Raw genomic sequence first — 15,718 nt, forward strand, 5'->3', positions numbered from 1 at the left:
CGGAAGCTCTAGTCGTTGGCGTGGAGGTCGGCGTTGAGTTCGATGCCGGTGCCCTTGCGGGGGACGACCTCGACGGCGCCGGTGGTGGAGTTGCGGCGGAACAGGAGGTTGTCGCGTCCGGCCAGTTCGGCTGCCTTGACCAGGGTGCCGTCCGGGGTGGTGACCTTGGTGCCCGCGGTGAGGTAGAGGCCCGCTTCCACCACGCAGTCGTTGCCGAGGGGGATGCCCAGGCCGGAGTTCGCGCCGAGCAGGGACCGCTCGCCGATGGAGATGACCGTCGTGCCGCCGCCGGACAGGGTGCCCATGGTGGACGCGCCACCGCCGACGTCGGAGCCGTCGCCCACCACGACGCCCGCGGAGATGCGGCCCTCGACCATGGACGCGCCGAGCGTGCCCGCGTTGAAGTTCACGAAGCCTTCGTGCATGACGGTGGTGCCGGAGGCCAGGTGCGCGCCGAGCCGGACCCGGTCTGCGTCGCCGATGCGCACGCCGGAGGGCAGCACGTAGTCGACCATGCGCGGGAACTTGTCCACGCTGTACACCGTGACCGGGCCACGGGCGCGCAGCTTCGCGCGGGTGGCCTCGAAGCCGTCCACCGCGGCGGGGCCGTGGTTGGTCCACACCACGTTGGTCAGCAGGCCGAACTGGCCGTCCAGGCTCACCTCGTGCGGCTTGACCAGGCGGTGCGAGAGCAGGTGCAGCCGCAGGTAGACGTCGTGCGCGTCGACCGGGGCGGCGGACAGGTCGGCGATCGTGGTGTGCACCGCGATCACGTCGACCCCGCGCGCGTCGTCGAAGCCGAGCAGCGCCTCGTGCTCGGCGGGCGCGTCGTCCAGGCGCTTGGTGCCGGTCTCGGCGAACTCGCCGAGCTGCGGGTTCGGGTACCACGTGTCCAGCACGGTCCCGTCCGCGGTCACGTTGGCGATGCCGATTGCTGCTGCTCCCTGGATGCTCACGGCCTAGAGGTTACCGACCCGCGCCGGGCAACGGTGCGGCTGCTCCGGAGACCGCGATCACCTCTCCGGCCTGCGCCACTTCAGCAGGGTGGACGCCCCTGTGGCATGCCGGTACCGGTCGGTGGACGCCGCCGCGGCACACCGGTACCGGCCTGCGGGAAGCAGCGGTCGTAGGGTGAAGCGCGTGACCATCGACCTGCATGCCGACCCGATCACACTGACCGCCGCACTCGTCGACATCCCGAGCGTCTCGCGCGACGAGGCGGCCATCACCGACGTGGTGGAGCGGGCGCTGCGGGAGCAGACGACGGGATTCGAGATCCTGCGGCACGGGAACGTGGTGCTGGCCCGCACCCACCGCGGGCTGCCGACCCGGGTGATCCTGGCCGGGCACCTGGACACCGTGCCCATCGCCGACAACGTGCCCGGCCGGTTCGAGGTCGGCGCGGCGGGTGAGCGGGTCCTCTACGGCTGCGGCTCGGTGGACATGAAGTCCGGCGACGCGGTCTTCCTGCACCTGGCCGCGACGATCGCCGACCCGGTGCACGACCTGACCCTGATCTTCTACGACGGCGAGGAGATCGCCGCCGAGTTCAACGGCCTCGGGCACATCGAGCGCGATCTGCCCGACTGGCTCACCGGCGACCTCGCCGTGCTCGGCGAACCGTCCGCGGGCTGGATCGAGGCCGGTTGCCAAGGCGTGCTGCGCATCGGGCTGCGCACCGCGGGCGTGCGCGCGCATTCGGCGCGGGCCTGGCTGGGCGACAACGCGATTCATCGGCTGGCTCCGATGCTGCAGCGGCTGGCCGACTACCGTGCCCGGGAAGTGGACATCGACGGCTGCGTCTATCGCGAGGGCCTGTCCGCGGTCCGGATCGAGGGCGGCGTGGCGGGCAACGTGGTACCGGATGCCGCCGAGTTGGAGGTCAACTTCCGTTTCGCTCCCGACCGCACCATCGACCAGGCCGTGGAGCACGTGCGCGAGGTCTTCGCCGGCCTCGAGCTGTCCTTCGAGGTGATCGACTCGGCGCCGGGCGCGCTGCCCGGGCTGACGGCTCCGGCCGCCAAGGACCTCATCGCCTCGGTGCGCAGCCACGGCGGCGGTGGCGTGCGCGCGAAGTACGGCTGGACCGACGTCTCGCGTTTCGCGGCCCGCGGCATTCCCGCCGTCAACTTCGGGCCCGGCGATCCCAACCTCGCGCACAAGCGCGACGAGCACGTTCCCGTGGACCAGATCACCGCCGTCACCGCCATGCTGCGCAGCTACCTGAGCGGCACTCCGGACTGAGCGGCGCGGATGCGCGCGGGGCAAGGTCGCCGGATGCGATGCGGCCGGATCCAGACCACTCCGCGCCGTCGGCTCGTTCGTCGAGATCGCGGCATCCGCTCAATCGCGACTGCGTCTCGCCCTTCCTTCCCCTGGCTGAACGTCGGACGACTTCTCCCATCCAGCCCGTGAGTCTCTCTTGCCGGGCGGTAGCGTGGAACGCATGTCCACCGACGCCGCGGACCGTGAGGTCACCCACAAGCCGAAGTCGACACCGAAGTTCCGCGGGCCGATCATGTTTCGCCGCGATCGCGCGGACGGTGTGAGCACCGCCGACCGGAACTTGCTGGACAAGCGCGGCGACACCGACTGGGTGCACACCGATCCGTGGCGCGTGCTGCGGATCCAAGCCGAGTTCGTCGAGGGCTTCGGCGCGCTGGCCGAAGTGCCGCGCGCGGTGACCGTCTTCGGTTCCGCGCGCACGTCCACCGACCATCCGGAGTACCAGGCCGGGCGCGCCATCGGCGCCGCGCTGGCGCGGGCGGGTTTCGCGGTCATCACCGGCGGCGGTCCAGGGGCGATGGAGGCGGCCAACCGGGGCGCCTGCGAGGCGGGCGGCTACTCGATCGGCCTCGGTATCGAGCTGCCGTTCGAGCAGAGCCTCAACGACTGGGTGGATCTGGGCATCAATTTCCGGTACTTCTTCGTCCGCAAGACGATGTTCGTGAAGTACTCGCAGGCGTTCATCTGCCTGCCCGGCGGTTTCGGCACGCTCGACGAGCTGTTCGAGGCGCTGACGCTGGTGCAGACGCACAAGATCACCCGATTCCCGATCATCCTGTTCGGTACCAGGTACTGGTCCGGGCTGGTCGATTGGTTGCGCGATTCGCTCGGCGGCTCCGGCAAGATCTCCCCTGGCGACCTCGGCCTGCTGCATGTGACCGACAGCGTGGAGGAGGTCGTGCACATCATCCAGGCCGCCGCGGAGGCGGGCGGCGCCGAGGACGCGATCGGGACGGAGGATCAGTGGTGAGCGATCGGCCGTTCGCCGTCTGCGTGTATTGCTCGGCGAGCACGACCGACCAGGACTACCTCTCGCTGGCCGCCCGGGTGGGCACCGAGATCGCCCGGCGCGGTTGGCAGCTGGTGTCCGGCGGCGGGCACGTCTCGATGATGGGCGCGGTCGCCACGGCGGCGCGCGCGGGCGGTGCGAACACCATCGGCGTGATCCCGAAGCACCTGGTGCACCGGGAGGTCGCCGACGTCGACGCCGACGAGCTGGTCGTCACCGACACGATGCGCCAGCGCAAGCAGGTCATGGAGGACCGCGCCGACGCGTTCCTCACCCTGCCCGGCGGCATCGGCACGCTGGAGGAGTTCTTCGAGACCTGGACCGGCGGCTATCTGGGACAGCACGAGAAACCTGTCGTTGTGCTGGATCCCAACGGCTTCTTCCGTGGTTTGTTCTCCTGGCTGGACGAGTTGTACGAGCGGAAGTTCGTGCCCCAGACAGCCTTGTCCCGCATTACCGTGGTGACCGATCTCCCGTCCGCCTTCGCGGCACTGGAGGCGCCGCCGACCCAGTGAGGAGAGCTGAAGACGTGAGCACCGACGCCCGCTCGACGGTGAGTTTGTTCGACCTCGCCCGTAACCTGCCCGCGATGGCCCTGGACGCGCCCGGCATGCTTCGCAATGCCCTGAGCATGTTGGTGACGCCGGATGCCAAAAGCTCGGTGGGGTTGTACTTCCAGCGCAACGCCCACCGGCACCCGGAGCGCTTGTTCCTGCGCTTCGAGGGCGCGACCTACACCTACGGGGCGGCCAACGCTCGGGTGAACCGGTATGCGAGCGTGCTGGCGGAGCGCGGGGTGCGGCGCGGCGACGTGGTGGGCGTGCTGATGACCAACCGGCCGGAGACGCTGTTCGTCGTGCTGGCGACGGTCAAGCTCGGGGCCACCGTGGGCCTGCTCAATCACCATCAGCGCGACCAAGTGCTGGCGCACAGCCTGGGCTTGCTCGACAGCGTGCTCAACGTGGTCGGCGCCGAATGCTCCGACGCGGTCGGCTCGCTGCCCGAGCCGCCTGCCAACGTCCTCGCCGCCGACGAACTCGATCGGGCGGCCCGCGACGCCGACGACGCCGATCCGCCGAGCTGCGCGGAAGTCACCGCGCGCGAGCGGGCTTTCCTCATCTTCACCTCCGGCACCACCGGATTGCCGAAGGCCAGTGTGATGACCCATCTGCGCTGGACCAAGAGCATGGCCGGACTGGGCGGCCTCGGAATCCGCCTGCGCGGCAACGACACCCTGTATTGCTGCCTGCCGCTGTACCACAACAACGCGCTCACCGTCGCGTTGTCCGCGGTCCTGGCCTCCGGCGGCACGCTCGCCCTCGGCCGGGCCTTCTCCGCGTCCCGGTTCTGGGACGAGGTCATCCGCGAGCAGGCGACGGCGTTCATCTACATCGGCGAATTGTGCCGCTACCTGGTCAACCAGCCGGCCAAGCCGACCGACCGGCAGCACGCGGTCCGGCTCGCCGTCGGCAACGGGCTGCGCCCGGAACTGTGGGACGAGTTCAAGTCCCGGTTCGGCATCGAGCGGATCGTGGAGTTCTACGGTGCGAGCGAGGCGAACATCGCGTTCGTCAACGCCTTCGGCGTGGATCGCACGGCCGGCTTCGGTCCCTTGCCGTATGCCGTCGTGGAGTACGACGAGGAGACCGGAAAGGCCAAGCGTGACAAGAACGGACGCCTGCGCCGCGTCGGCACCGGCGGCGTCGGGCTCCTGCTGGCCAAGGTGACCGACCGCTCGCCGTTCGACGGTTACACCGACAAGGCCGCCTCCGAGGCCAAGCTGGTGCGCGACGGCTTCCAGCGCGGGGACGTCTGGTTCGACACCGGCGATCTGGTCCGTGAGCAGGGCTGGCATCACATCGCGTTCGTGGACCGGCTCGGCGACACGTTCCGCTGGAAGGGGGAGAACGTGGCGACCACGGAGGTGGAGGGCGCGCTGAGCAAGGCGGAGTCGGTTGCCCAAGCGGTGGTCTACGGCGTGGACATCCCCGGCACCGACGGTAAGGCGGGCATGGCCGCGGTGACGCTGCGTCCGGGCGCGGAATTCGACGGGACGGCGGTGGCGAAGCTGGCCTACGAGCAGTTGCCCGGGTATGCCGTTCCGCTGTTCATTCGCATCGTCCACGAACTGGAACAGACCTCGACGTTCAAGAGCCGCAAGGTCGAACTGCGCAAGCAGGGCTACACCCCGGACCCCGACAGCACGCTGTATGTACTCGCGGGCCGCACCGAGGGCTACGTCCCCGCCTACGACGACTATGCCGCCGACGTGGCCGCGGGACGTGCGCCGAAGAGCTGACGGACCATCCGCTGAAAGATTCCGGCGCCGGACTGCGCGCTGATCCCGCGTGACCGGACTGGTACGGTCTGGGAATTAGGAGATGCGGGAAGCCGACGCAAATCCCCGTCTCCTGATCTGTAGGGCCTGAATTCGCGGAGAGGCGGGAGAGCGACATGTTCAGCTCGACCGCGGCGCCGCTTCCCACGCTGTGCGGTCGGCCGGTGGCGACGGATCGAGCGCTGGTCATGGCGATCGTGAATCGCACGCCCGACTCGTTCTACGACCGCGGCGCCACCTTCACCGACGCGGCGGCCATGGACGCGGTGGCGCGCGCGGTGGACGAGGGCGCCGACCTCGTCGACATCGGCGGCGTGAAAGCCGGTCCGGGCGATGCGGTGGACGCGGCCGAGGAGGCGCGCCGAGTGGTGCCGTTCGTGGCGGCCATCCGCGCGAAATACCCGGAGCTATTGATCAGCATCGACACGTGGCGTTCGGAGGTGGCGCGGGCGGCGGTGGGCGAGGGGGCGGATCTGATCAACGACACCTGGGCCGGCGCCGATCCCGCACTCGTCTCGGTGGCCGCCGCGCACGGTGCGGGTGTGGTGTGCAGTCATACCGGTGGCGCGGTGCCGCGCACCAGACCGCATCGCGTCCGCTACGCCGACGTGGTGGGCGAAGTCACCGACACCCTGGTGCGTGCCGCGGAGAACGCCCTCGCGGCCGGGGTGCGGCGGGATTCGATTCTGATCGATCCGACCCACGATTTCGGCAAGAACACTTATCACGGTCTCGAACTGTTGCGCGGAGTCGACGTTCTTGTAAAAACCGGATGGCCAGTCTTGATGGCGCTGAGCAACAAGGATTTCATCGGGGAGACTCTAGGTGTCGGTCTTTCCGAACGGCTGGAGGGCACATTGGCGGCGACAGCGTGGTCGGCGGCGGCAGGCGCCAGAGTCTTCCGTGTCCACGAAGTCGCCGCGACCCGGCGGGTCGTGGACATGATCGCCGCGATCCAGGGCATCCGGCCCCCCGCACGAACCTTGCGAGGTCTGGCATGACATTTCAACACCGTGAGCCCGCCTGGGCGACGACCAATACCTGGGACACCCCGAACTGGCGAGTGGACGAACTCGTCGCCGCCAAAGCCGGGCGCACCGTGTCGGTGGTGCTGCCCGCGCTGAACGAGGAACGGACCGTGGCCGATGTGGTGGCCAGTATCCGGCCGCTGCTCGGGACGTTGGTCGACGAGCTGATCGTCCTCGACTCCGGATCCACCGACGCCACCGCGGAGCGGGCGCGCGCCGCGGGCGCCGAAGTGATCAGTCGCGAGCAGGCGGTGCCGGAGCTGGAACCGGTCCCCGGCAAGGGCGAGGTGCTATGGCGCTCACTCGCGGTGACCAGCGGCGATCTGATCGCCTTCGTCGACTCCGACCTGATCGACCCGGATCCCGCCTTCGTGCCGAAATTGCTCGGGCCGCTGCTCACGGTCGATGACATGCATCTGGCCAAGGCCTACTACCGCAGGCCGCTGCGGCAGGGCGGCGCGGTGGACGCGCACGGCGGCGGCCGGGTCACCGAACTGGTCGCCCGTCCCCTGCTGGCCGCGCTGCGGCCGGAGCTCTCGCAGGTGTTGCAGCCGCTCGGCGGCGAGTACGCGGGCACCCGCGAGCTGCTCACCTCGGTGCCGTTCGCGCCGGGCTACGGCGTGGAGATCGGGCTGCTGCTGGACACCTACGACCGGCTCGGCATGTCCGCGATCGCCCAGGTCAATCTGGGTGTGCGCACGCATCGCAACCGGCCGCTGGCCGACCTCGGGGTGATGAGCCGCCAGATCCTCGGCACCGTACTCGGCCGCAGCGGCATCCAGGACTCCGGTGCGGCGCTGACCCAGTTCCCCTTGATCGGCGACGAGTTCACCGCTCACCGCACCGAGGTGTCCCTGGTGGACCGCCCGCCGATGAGCACCCTGCGGCCCGCGTGCGCGGCGGCCTGAACCGCCGGTGCGCGGCTTCGGTCAGGCCCCTTCCGGATGCGGGTCGCGCATGTAGCCCGCTTCGATAAGTGTGCGGAAGGCCGCGTACTTGTAGACGCACTCGGAGGGTTCGCAGATCCGGTGGCGCTGCATGAGTTCGTGGGCCTCCGCCACGGTCAGCGGCTCGATCGGTACGTGCTGTGGCCTGCCGATCGGGCAGGTCGGCAGCAGGGGCGCGGGCATCCGCTCCACGAGCGCTTGCTGGGCGACGCCGACCCGGCGTCTCCGGTTCGCCGGTCCATACAGCAACCCGATGGTGGCGACCAGGCTCGCCGCGCCGGCGAGCGAGCAGAGGACGGCGATCTGGGTGGCGGTCACGGCGCTTTCTCCTCTCGGTGGTACGGGCCGGGCAGAGCGTGGCGGGGCCGAAGCGCGAACGCACCGTCACCTACTCATAGTTAATTTTCAGCAAATCAAGTGTGGGCCGCGGTAGCACGCCGTGCAAGGGGAAAACTAGGTGCTGCCACCGGATGTGCGGCTCTGTTGGCGGGTATTCCCGTCGGTCGATGGTCCAATCCGCTCGGCAGGATAACTTCTAGCAATCAGCGGTGAATGGGGCCGTCGGTACGGTCGAGCGGGAGACCGGAAGCGCCGCCGCGCTCGGCCAGGATCTGCGCGGCGATGGAGATGGCCGTCTCGTCCGGCGTCCGCGCGTCGAGGTCGAGCCCGACCGGACTGCGCAGCCGGCCGAGCTGGTCGTCGGTGACGCCGGCGGCCCGCAGTCGCTCGACGCGCTCGGCGTGCGTCCGGCGTGATCCGAGGGCTCCGACGAAGCCGATGCGCGGGCACGACAGCGCGGTCAACAAGGCTGGCACGTCGAATTTGGCGTCATGGGTGAGCACGCAGACGACGGTGCGCTGGTCGATCCGGCCCGACCGCTGCTCCTCGGCCAGATACCGGTGCGGCCAATCCACGACGACCTCGTGGGCGGCGGGGAACCGGGCGGGGGTGGCGAAGGTCTCGCGGGCGTCCACGACGGTCACCCGGTAGCCGAGCGAACGGCCGGTGCGGCTGAGCGCACGCACGAAATCGTTCGCGCCCGCCAGGATCATCCGCGCCGGGGCGGCGAAGACCTGGACGAACGTGCGGGGTCGCGGTGAACCGTGCGCCGCACATTCGTCGGCGCCCACCACACCGCAGCGGCCCGCGTCGAGCAGCGCCCGCGCGTCGCGGTCGACGCCGTGCCAAGCTTCACCATCGCCGGGGGTGAGCAGCTTCCATTCGGGTGCGACGTCCAGTGTGGTCGCCACAGCGACGGGAGAGCCTTCCTGGATCCGCTGCCGTAGCGCCGCGAGCAGTGGGAGCCGTTCGCCCGAGACGCGCTCGACGAACACTTCGATTTCGCCGCCACAGGTCAAGCCCACCGCGGGCCCGTCGGAGTCGGCGTATCCGAACCGATCGGTCACCGCGTCGCCGCCGTCCAGCACTTCCCGCGCGGACGCGACGACGGCGGCCTCGACGCACCCGCCGGACAGCGAGCCGTGGACGTCGCCGGACTCGGTGACGATCATCGCCGCTCCCGGTTCCCTGGGCCCGGGGCCGGTCGTGTCCACCACGCGGGCCAGGGCGACCGGTCCGTGCGGCAGCAGGGTGAGCAATTGCCCGAGTATCGCGCGCACCGGAACCGGTCCTTTCCCGAGGGGTCCGGCCGCAGCGCATCGGGCCCGAGACGATCGGCGGATTCCGCCGTACCGTCAGCCTAGTTATTTGAACGCTATTCGGCGCGGCAACGACGACGCAGGGGCCGCGCCACGTTCGGTTCCGTCCTCGTCCCGGGTGTCGTCGCTCTCGGGGTGGGGGTGCTCGACGTCCGAACCCGCGGAATCCGCCGCCTCAGTGCCGTCGGCTTCCGGCTCGTCCGGCTTCGGTTCGTCGTCCGCCTCGGACGAGGTGGCCGATTCTTCGTCGGCGAGCCGGGCCTGCAGGTCGGCGACGGTCAGGTGAGCCTTCGATCCCGCGGGCCGCAGCAGCACGCTGAGGAGCAGTCCGAGTAGACCCAACGCCAGGACGGCGCCGCCGATGAGCAATAGCGGATTCACGATTTCCTCCTTGCCGGACACCTCACGCGTCCGTTTCGCGGAGTTGTAGATGGGACGGGACGGCGTCGGTCTCGAAATACGCCGTGAAGATCTCGGCCGCCTGCTCGGCGGTGAACAGCTCGTCCGGATAGACGCGCGGGGTGGGCACGCAGGACGGGACCGGCACGTCGACCTCGGGCGGGCCGAGCCGGTCGCCGCGCAGGCCCACGGTGAAGCGGTGCGGCCTGCCGTCGACGGCGGTGCGCACCTCCAGGGTCAGCGCGTCCGCCGAGCCGGTGCACTGCAAATACTCCCGACCGGGTGCGGAGCTGAGCGCCGGGTCGATGTCGGCGGGCCGCATCGGCTCGGCGAGCCGGGTCATGTTCACCGAGTAGCGGTGGAAGCCGTCCAGCCTGCCCAGCGGGCGCAGAAAGCTGTCGATGGCCTCGCCGCGGCCGACGAAGACGCGCAAGCGGTCGCTGTAGGTCACCCGGTGGGTGGTCACCGCCGGGTTACCGGTCCGGGCCACGCGGCCGTGCGGCCGGTGCCGGAACACGGAGAGAAGGGACACGGAACTCGCAGACATCGACCTTCGATCACGCATCAGAGTTCACCTATCACATGCGGTTATCGTCCAGCTATTCAATCATCTATGTATGAACGCGCTTGCGCGAGGTGTGGTGATCTGAGACACATAGGCATATGGCCGCGCGACTGACGCTGGGGATCCGTTGTGATCAGGTTGATTGGCCGGGGAGGTGGCTTCCCGTTGGACGGTTCACGCGATACGCGCTGCGCTACCTCTCGCCGGTACGCACACTTCTTACGGTGTCCGATCGTTTGCTGAATCTTGTTGTGCCCGTCTAACTGCCGCGCCCATGAGCACTCGAACGTGGGCGGTCGAATCCCGCTGCCGGATAGGGCGAATGGACCCGAGGGCCCAGGCTGCGAACGAGGTGAAACGCTGAGCCACCGGCTTCGCGTTGCCCCCGCCGCACGGGAACCGGTTGTTCGTCACCCGCGTCACGCGATCCGATGCCGTCGCTTGCGGGCCCCCTCGTATGAGCCGAGGCTCAGCGGCGCACACCCGTTGCCGGAGACCTGTTTTCGGGGTCGTGCCGGTAGACCGGCGTGAGCAGTTCGGCCTCCAGGGGTTCGCCCGTGGCACGGTCGAAGCGACAGGCGATGAGCACCGAGAACAGATGATTGCTCGCCCGCTCGTGCAGCGTGGCCAACCGGGTGGCGAGCAGCCGGATCGCGCCGAGCGAGCCGGGCGGATGCATGCCATCGATCATCAACACGCTGCCCCGCCCGTCGGGCCGGGGAAGCCTGCCCAGATAAGCGATGTCGTGCGGTTCGGGTCCGCCCGGCCGGTACACCCGCCGGGCCGCCCGGTCCTCGATTCCCCGGCGCGCGTCACCCATTCTCGCCACCGCGCGGCGCAATCGCGGATCGGCGGCGACCAGCTGACGCAGACTGGGCGACAATTCCGGGCCGCCGAGCACGATCAGGCCGTCCCGCCGCAGGTCGATCGGGCGGCCCGGTAGGAAATGCTCGACCGCCACATTGAAGCCGAGTTCGCGTAGGAGCTCGGCCAAGCGCTGCGGCGCCGCGGGATCGGGCGCGCCGATCACCCGCCCGGCGCGCACCTCGGGGACGAGCACGGTGAGCGAACCGTGCCCGAAGAACAGTCCTTCCGGCGCTGGTCCCTGGGTACTCACCTGGTGGATGCGGGCGCGGGAAAGGCCCGCCGCCGCACCGATTCTCGCGAACGTCCAGCCTTCGGCGTGGAGCTCCCGGATCACGGCACGCCGAATCCTGGTCAGTTCGTTGATGGTCTGCTGGGCCGCCGCCACCCCGTCGGTGGCCGCTTTCAGTCGCTCGACCTTGTCCTCGATCGCGAACACGCGCGCCACGTCATCGGCCGACATGTGCGAAGTCTAGACAGCTGAACAGCTCTATGCGTCTAGTCTTCTTGACGGCTCAGGTGGCGTCGGTGTCGATCGGGGGACGTTCGTTGCGGTCCAACGGCTTATCCAGCTTGGGCATCGGATAGTCCGGCATCCCGCTGTTCGTGCTGTACAGGTCCTTCGGATCGGGCAGCGCGCTGTCCAAATTCCGGAGCAGTGAATCGTCGCCGTTGAGAAGGTGTTTGGTCACCATCGCCCGTGGGGTCATGCCGCGCAGTTCGTTCAGGTCGGCCAGCGGCTTGCGCAGGTCCTCGAACTCCGGCCCGAGCTCCTCCCGCAGCTGCGAGGTGGCGCCACTCGCGTAATCGCGCACCTGTCGCAGGCTGCGCGTGGTCCAGCGCACGGCACCGGGCAAGCGCTCCGGGCCGAGGATGACGAGGGCGGCGACGAGCAGGATGACCATCTCGCTCCAGCCGATGTTGCTGAACACGTAACCAGGCTACCTGGCGATCCGACCTGCGGTTCAGTCGGATTCCAGGGTCACCGGCACGTCCACCTGCCTGCCATCGCGGATCAACTGCACGTTCACCGTTTCGCCGATCTTGCGCGACTGGACCGCGACGACCAGTTCGTCGGGACCGGTGACTTCGCGATCGCCGACCTTCACGATCACGTCGCCCTCCACGATTCCGGCCCGTGCCGCGGGACCGCCCGCCACGACGTCCGCCACCGCCGCGCCGCTCATCACCTCGTTGGCCACCTGCTTGGTGCGCGCGCTCAGGCCGATGGTCGGGTGGTGCATGACACCGTCCCGGATCAAGGTCTGCGCGACCTCGATCATCTTGTCCACCGGGATAGCGAAGCCGAGGCCGACCGAGCCGCCGGTTTCGCTGCGGATGGCGGTGTTGATGCCGATGACCCGGCCGTCCATGTCCACCAGCGCGCCGCCGGAGTTACCCGGGTTGATCGACGCGTCGGTCTGCACGGCGTCGATCACGGCCTTGGTGTCGCTGCCCTCGCCCTCCAGTTTCACCGGGCGGTGCAGGGCGCTGACGATGCCGGAGGTGACCGTCTTGCTCAGGCCGAGCGGCGAACCGATGGCCAGCACGTCGTCACCGACCTGGACGTTGCCGGATTTGCCGAGCTGGGCGACGGTGAGATTCTTCACATCGACCTTCAGCACGGCCAGGTCGGTCTTCGGGTCGCGGCCGACGATCTGGGCGGGCACCCGGGTGCCGTCGGAGAACTGCACCTGGATCGCGGACCGGTTGGACTTGTCCTGTGCGGCCATCGAGATGACGTGGTTGTTGGTGACCACGTAGCCGCCGCCGTCGATCACCACGCCGGAGCCGGTGGCGCCGTTGTCGCCGACGGTGACCCGGATGGAGACGACCGAGGGCAGCACGGCATTGGCGACCTGCGCGATGAGGCCGTGCGGGCGGGTGCCGTCACCGCTCTGCTCCAGGGTCACCTTGCGCGAGGTGAGCGTCGAGGCGGTTTCCGCGGTCAATCGCCCGACCAGCCCGCCGAGCAGGCCGATGACGACGGCGACGAGCGCCAGCATGGCCAGCGCCTTGGGGGCGACCCGGGAGCCGAACAGCACTTCGCGGGCGCTCAGCTTCGCGGCCTGCGGAAGCGTCTGCTGCTTGGGTGTGGGCACCGCGGGGGCGCCCAGGCGCGCGACCGCCTCGGGATCACGCCACGGATCGGCCGGTCCGGCCACCGGGGCCGGGCCGGATGCGGCGTCGGGGTCGCGCTGGAGCAGTTCGCTGGAGCCTTCCGGGCGGCCGAAGGCCTCGGCCAGCACCGCGTCGGGCGGACGATTCTGCAGTTCGGGACCGGATTGCGACGCCGAACCTGCCTTACGGAGCGGCAGCGGCTCGGCGAACGAACCGGAGAGGCCGGACGGCCTGCGGAAGGCGCGCGCGGTGTGCGTGTCGACATGGGGCCGGTAGACCGGGCGCGGACCGAGCACGGGTGCGTCCGGAGGACGGAGATTCCCGCGGTCGGCCGCCGAATCCGAGGTGTCGGCCGATCCGGAATTCGTCGATTCGGTGGTCACTCGGAAAACTCTACTTGCGCCACCACGTGGTCCACCGGGTCGCGGTGAACGAATCGGTGAGAAATCCGAAAACCGCCTCGTTGCGCCCGGACTGACCGGAGGCCGACGAGGGCGTTGTGCCACTGGAAGCGGCGCCCGGCAGTTCCGCGAGCGGAATTCTGGTCAAGCTGTCGTGCAGCCCCGTCGGAATCGCGACCTGGCCCGCGTGCCGCAGCGCGATGCGCGCCTGTTGCTGGGCATCGACCTCCGCCGCGCACTCGGGACACAGCGAGAGGTGCTGAGCGGCACGCAGATAGGCGTTCATCCGCAGCTCACCGTCCACGTACGCCGCGACCGCCTCACTCGCCAAATGCTCGGTGGGGCGAAAACGGGGCGGACGACGACCGGACGTGCTGGAGTCGCCACTCATTCGGTGCTCACCCTTTCAACCGACATCGACCGAGGTTCGGGCGATGCCGGCGTCCGACGAATCACCCTATGTTCGCGTCAGCGGCGAACCGCTGCTCACTTCCATTATGCGCAAGGTAGTCGCGCAGGGCCTGACGTCCACGGTGGATCCGACTGCGCACAGTGCCCAGTTTCACGCCGAGCGTAGCGCCGATCTCCTCATAGGACAGCCCCTCGATGTCACACAGGACCACGGCCGCGCGGAACTCCGGCGCGAGCGAATCCAGAGCCGATTGCAGGTCCGGATCCAGCCGTGCGTCGTGGTAGGCCTGCTCCGGGCCGGGGCCTTCGGCGGGCACCCGGTCGTAGTCCTCGGGCAGCGCTTCCATCCTGATCCGGTTGCGGCGGCGGACCATGTCCAGGAACAGGTTGGTCGTGATGCGGTGCAGCCACCCCTCGAAGGTGCCCGGCTGGTAGTTCGACAGCGAACGGAAGACCCGGATGAACGTCTCCTGGGTCAGGTCCTCCGCGTCCTGGGCGTCGCCGGACAGGCGGTAGGCCAGGCGATAGACCCGGTCGGCGTGCTCGCGGACGAGTTCGTCCCACGTGGGCATCGCCGACCGGTCACCGGTGGCATCGAAGGCAGCGGTACCGGTCAGCTCGGCCGGGTCCTCGACGGAGTCGGCTTCGACCGGCAGGATCTGCTCGGGCAGGGTGGCGTATTCGCGCGCCGCATCGACCATGTGGATGGGGCTACCTCCTACTAGGGACCGCAAACGTCGGGACTCGCTCGGCCCGGGTCTGCGGACCGTCACGTAGGGATACAACCGACAACTGGTATGTCGTTGTTCCCGCGTCCCGTGTAAACACGGTCGGTGGTCTTGCGTTGCCCATACTCTTTCTGGTCCTGATATGGCCGGGTTATGGAGATCCTGAGGGTCACCTGAGAAAACCGGCGGCGGAAATGGCGGGCGGCGCGTGTTGTCCGGAACGCCGAGATCACCCGCCCGGCGTTAGCCTCATACCCGTGGCATCGAATCTGGAGCGGAATCTCGCCTACGTGGAGGAATCCGTCGTGGAAGACGAAATCCTCGTCAGCGCGCGGGAACGGGCCACCGAACTCGGCGTGGTACCCGTGCCGCCCTCGGTGGGCGCGCTGCTGAGCATGTACGCGCAGCTGCTCGGCGCGCGGGCGGTGGTCGAGGTCGGCACCGGCGCGGGCATCAGCGGGTTGTGGCTGCTCGACGGCATGCGCGAGGACGGCACGCTGACCACCATCGATTCGGAGCCGGAACATCAGCGCGCGGCCAAGGAGGCGTTCCGCGCCGCCGACATCCCGCCGGCCCGCACCCGGCTGATCAACGGACGCGCGCTCGACGTGCTGCCCCGGCTGGCCGACGGCGCCTACGACTTGGTCTTCATCGACGCCGCGCCGCTGGAGCATCCCGAGTACGTCGCCCAAGCGGTGCGTCTGCTGCGCGACGGGGGCGCGATTCTCCTGCACAACGCGCTGCTGGGCGGACGGGTACCCGATCCGGCGCAACGCGATCCGGCCACCCAGGCGGTGCGCGCCGCGACCCGCGCCATCGCGGAGAACCCCGAACTCACCTGTGTGCTGATTCCGGTCGGCGACGGATTGCTCTGCGCCGCACGGGGTTAGGAATTCGCGCGCGAGTCTGATTCCACCCCGGAATCCGGGGTATGCGCTGAGAAAGAAACTCAGTGAGGAAAGC

At 69.2% G+C, this 15,718-nt stretch carries 17 protein-coding genes; 7 read left to right on the plus strand and 10 right to left on the minus strand.

Features of this window, described 5'->3' with window-relative positions:
- Positions 1-8: 8 nt before the first annotated feature.
- A complete protein-coding gene (gene dapD, locus QMG86_RS04010) occupies positions 9-956 on the minus strand; it encodes a 2,3,4,5-tetrahydropyridine-2,6-dicarboxylate N-succinyltransferase (protein WP_281877754.1) in 948 nt (315 codons plus the stop codon).
- A gap of 184 nt (positions 957-1,140) precedes the next feature.
- Here dapD and dapE point away from each other — a divergent pair, with 184 nt between their 5' ends.
- The 6 genes from dapE to QMG86_RS04040 all read left to right on the plus strand — a co-directional run bounded on the left by dapE (position 1,141) and on the right by QMG86_RS04040 (position 7,569).
- On the plus strand, positions 1,141-2,244 hold the full coding sequence (gene dapE, locus QMG86_RS04015; RefSeq protein WP_281877755.1) for a succinyl-diaminopimelate desuccinylase: 1,104 nt from the start codon (positions 1,141-1,143) through the stop codon (positions 2,242-2,244).
- A 202-nt stretch (positions 2,245-2,446) separates the two neighbouring features.
- Complete coding sequence (locus tag QMG86_RS04020; protein ID WP_281877756.1) at positions 2,447-3,256, plus strand: LOG family protein; 810 nt, start codon at positions 2,447-2,449, stop codon at positions 3,254-3,256.
- The gene (locus QMG86_RS04025; RefSeq protein ID WP_063024025.1) at positions 3,250-3,810 is read left to right on the plus strand and encodes an LOG family protein; all 561 of its coding nucleotides are present in this window, start codon (positions 3,250-3,252) and stop codon (positions 3,808-3,810) included. Before QMG86_RS04020 ends, QMG86_RS04025 begins: the two co-directional genes overlap by 7 nt.
- A 14-nt stretch (positions 3,811-3,824) precedes the next feature.
- Positions 3,825-5,594, plus strand: coding sequence for a long-chain-acyl-CoA synthetase (locus QMG86_RS04030; RefSeq protein WP_281877758.1), 1,770 nt, complete (start codon positions 3,825-3,827; stop codon positions 5,592-5,594).
- A 155-nt stretch (positions 5,595-5,749) separates the two neighbouring features.
- Positions 5,750-6,634, plus strand: a complete 885-nt coding sequence (gene folP, locus QMG86_RS04035; protein WP_281877759.1) for a dihydropteroate synthase — start codon at positions 5,750-5,752, stop codon at positions 6,632-6,634.
- A complete protein-coding gene (locus QMG86_RS04040) occupies positions 6,631-7,569 on the plus strand; it encodes a glucosyl-3-phosphoglycerate synthase (protein ID WP_281877761.1) in 939 nt (312 codons plus the stop codon). The genes folP and QMG86_RS04040 overlap by 4 nt, the downstream gene beginning before the upstream one ends.
- A 21-nt stretch (positions 7,570-7,590) precedes the next feature.
- Here the strand turns inward: QMG86_RS04040 and QMG86_RS04045 are convergent, their stop codons facing one another.
- From QMG86_RS04045 to sigE, 9 genes are all read right to left on the minus strand, one after another.
- Positions 7,591-7,926 carry a hypothetical protein gene (locus QMG86_RS04045; RefSeq protein WP_281877763.1) on the minus strand — a complete coding sequence of 112 codons (336 nt, stop codon included), beginning with the start codon at positions 7,924-7,926 and terminating at the stop codon, positions 7,591-7,593.
- Positions 7,927-8,150: 224 nt separating this feature from the next.
- Positions 8,151-9,227, minus strand: coding sequence for an XdhC family protein (locus QMG86_RS04050; protein ID WP_281877765.1), 1,077 nt, complete (start codon positions 9,225-9,227; stop codon positions 8,151-8,153).
- 84 nt (positions 9,228-9,311) lie between these two features.
- On the minus strand, positions 9,312-9,647 hold the full coding sequence (locus QMG86_RS04055) for a hypothetical protein (protein ID WP_281877766.1): 336 nt from the start codon (positions 9,645-9,647) through the stop codon (positions 9,312-9,314).
- 22 nt (positions 9,648-9,669) lie between these two features.
- Positions 9,670-10,197: a hypothetical protein gene (locus QMG86_RS04060; RefSeq protein WP_281877767.1), complete on the minus strand. Its 528-nt coding sequence runs from the start codon at positions 10,195-10,197 to the stop codon at positions 9,670-9,672.
- Positions 10,198-10,699: 502 nt separating this feature from the next.
- Entirely contained in the window at positions 10,700-11,557 is an 858-nt protein-coding gene (locus QMG86_RS04065) for a hypothetical protein (protein ID WP_281877768.1), read from the minus strand.
- Between the two features lie 52 nt (positions 11,558-11,609).
- Complete coding sequence (tatB, locus tag QMG86_RS04070) at positions 11,610-12,026, minus strand: Sec-independent protein translocase protein TatB (protein WP_159848381.1); 417 nt, start codon at positions 12,024-12,026, stop codon at positions 11,610-11,612.
- 33 nt (positions 12,027-12,059) lie between these two features.
- Positions 12,060-13,598, minus strand: coding sequence for a trypsin-like peptidase domain-containing protein (locus tag QMG86_RS04075; RefSeq protein ID WP_281877769.1), 1,539 nt, complete (start codon positions 13,596-13,598; stop codon positions 12,060-12,062).
- A gap of 10 nt (positions 13,599-13,608) precedes the next feature.
- Positions 13,609-14,007 carry a hypothetical protein gene (locus tag QMG86_RS04080; RefSeq protein ID WP_281877771.1) on the minus strand — a complete coding sequence of 133 codons (399 nt, stop codon included), beginning with the start codon at positions 14,005-14,007 and terminating at the stop codon, positions 13,609-13,611.
- A gap of 61 nt (positions 14,008-14,068) precedes the next feature.
- On the minus strand, positions 14,069-14,728 hold the full coding sequence (gene sigE / locus QMG86_RS04085; RefSeq protein ID WP_281877772.1) for an RNA polymerase sigma factor SigE: 660 nt from the start codon (positions 14,726-14,728) through the stop codon (positions 14,069-14,071).
- A 284-nt stretch (positions 14,729-15,012) separates the two neighbouring features.
- Here sigE and QMG86_RS04090 point away from each other — a divergent pair, with 284 nt between their 5' ends.
- The gene (locus tag QMG86_RS04090) at positions 15,013-15,645 is read left to right on the plus strand and encodes an O-methyltransferase (RefSeq protein ID WP_434085535.1); all 633 of its coding nucleotides are present in this window, start codon (positions 15,013-15,015) and stop codon (positions 15,643-15,645) included.
- The last annotated feature ends 73 nt before the right edge of the window (positions 15,646-15,718 follow it).

Source organism: Nocardia sputorum, from assembly GCF_027924405.1.
GTDB classification, from domain to species: Bacteria; Actinomycetota; Actinomycetes; order Mycobacteriales; family Mycobacteriaceae; genus Nocardia; species Nocardia sputorum.

Bases quoted from the DNA above. Each gene is read 5' to 3' on its own strand.
- QMG86_RS04020 (WP_281877756.1), top strand. From the start codon at position 2,447: ATGTCCACCGACGCCGCGGACCGTGAGGTCACCCACAAGCCGAAGTCG.
- QMG86_RS04080 (WP_281877771.1), bottom strand. From the start codon at position 14,007: ATGAGTGGCGACTCCAGCACGTCCGGTCGTCGTCCGCCCCGTTTTCGC.
- folP (WP_281877759.1), top strand. From the start codon at position 5,750: ATGTTCAGCTCGACCGCGGCGCCGCTTCCCACGCTGTGCGGTCGGCCG.
- QMG86_RS04040 (WP_281877761.1), top strand. From the start codon at position 6,631: ATGACATTTCAACACCGTGAGCCCGCCTGGGCGACGACCAATACCTGG.
- QMG86_RS04065 (WP_281877768.1), bottom strand. From the start codon at position 11,557: ATGTCGGCCGATGACGTGGCGCGCGTGTTCGCGATCGAGGACAAGGTC.
- sigE (WP_281877772.1), bottom strand. From the start codon at position 14,728: ATGGTCGATGCGGCGCGCGAATACGCCACCCTGCCCGAGCAGATCCTG.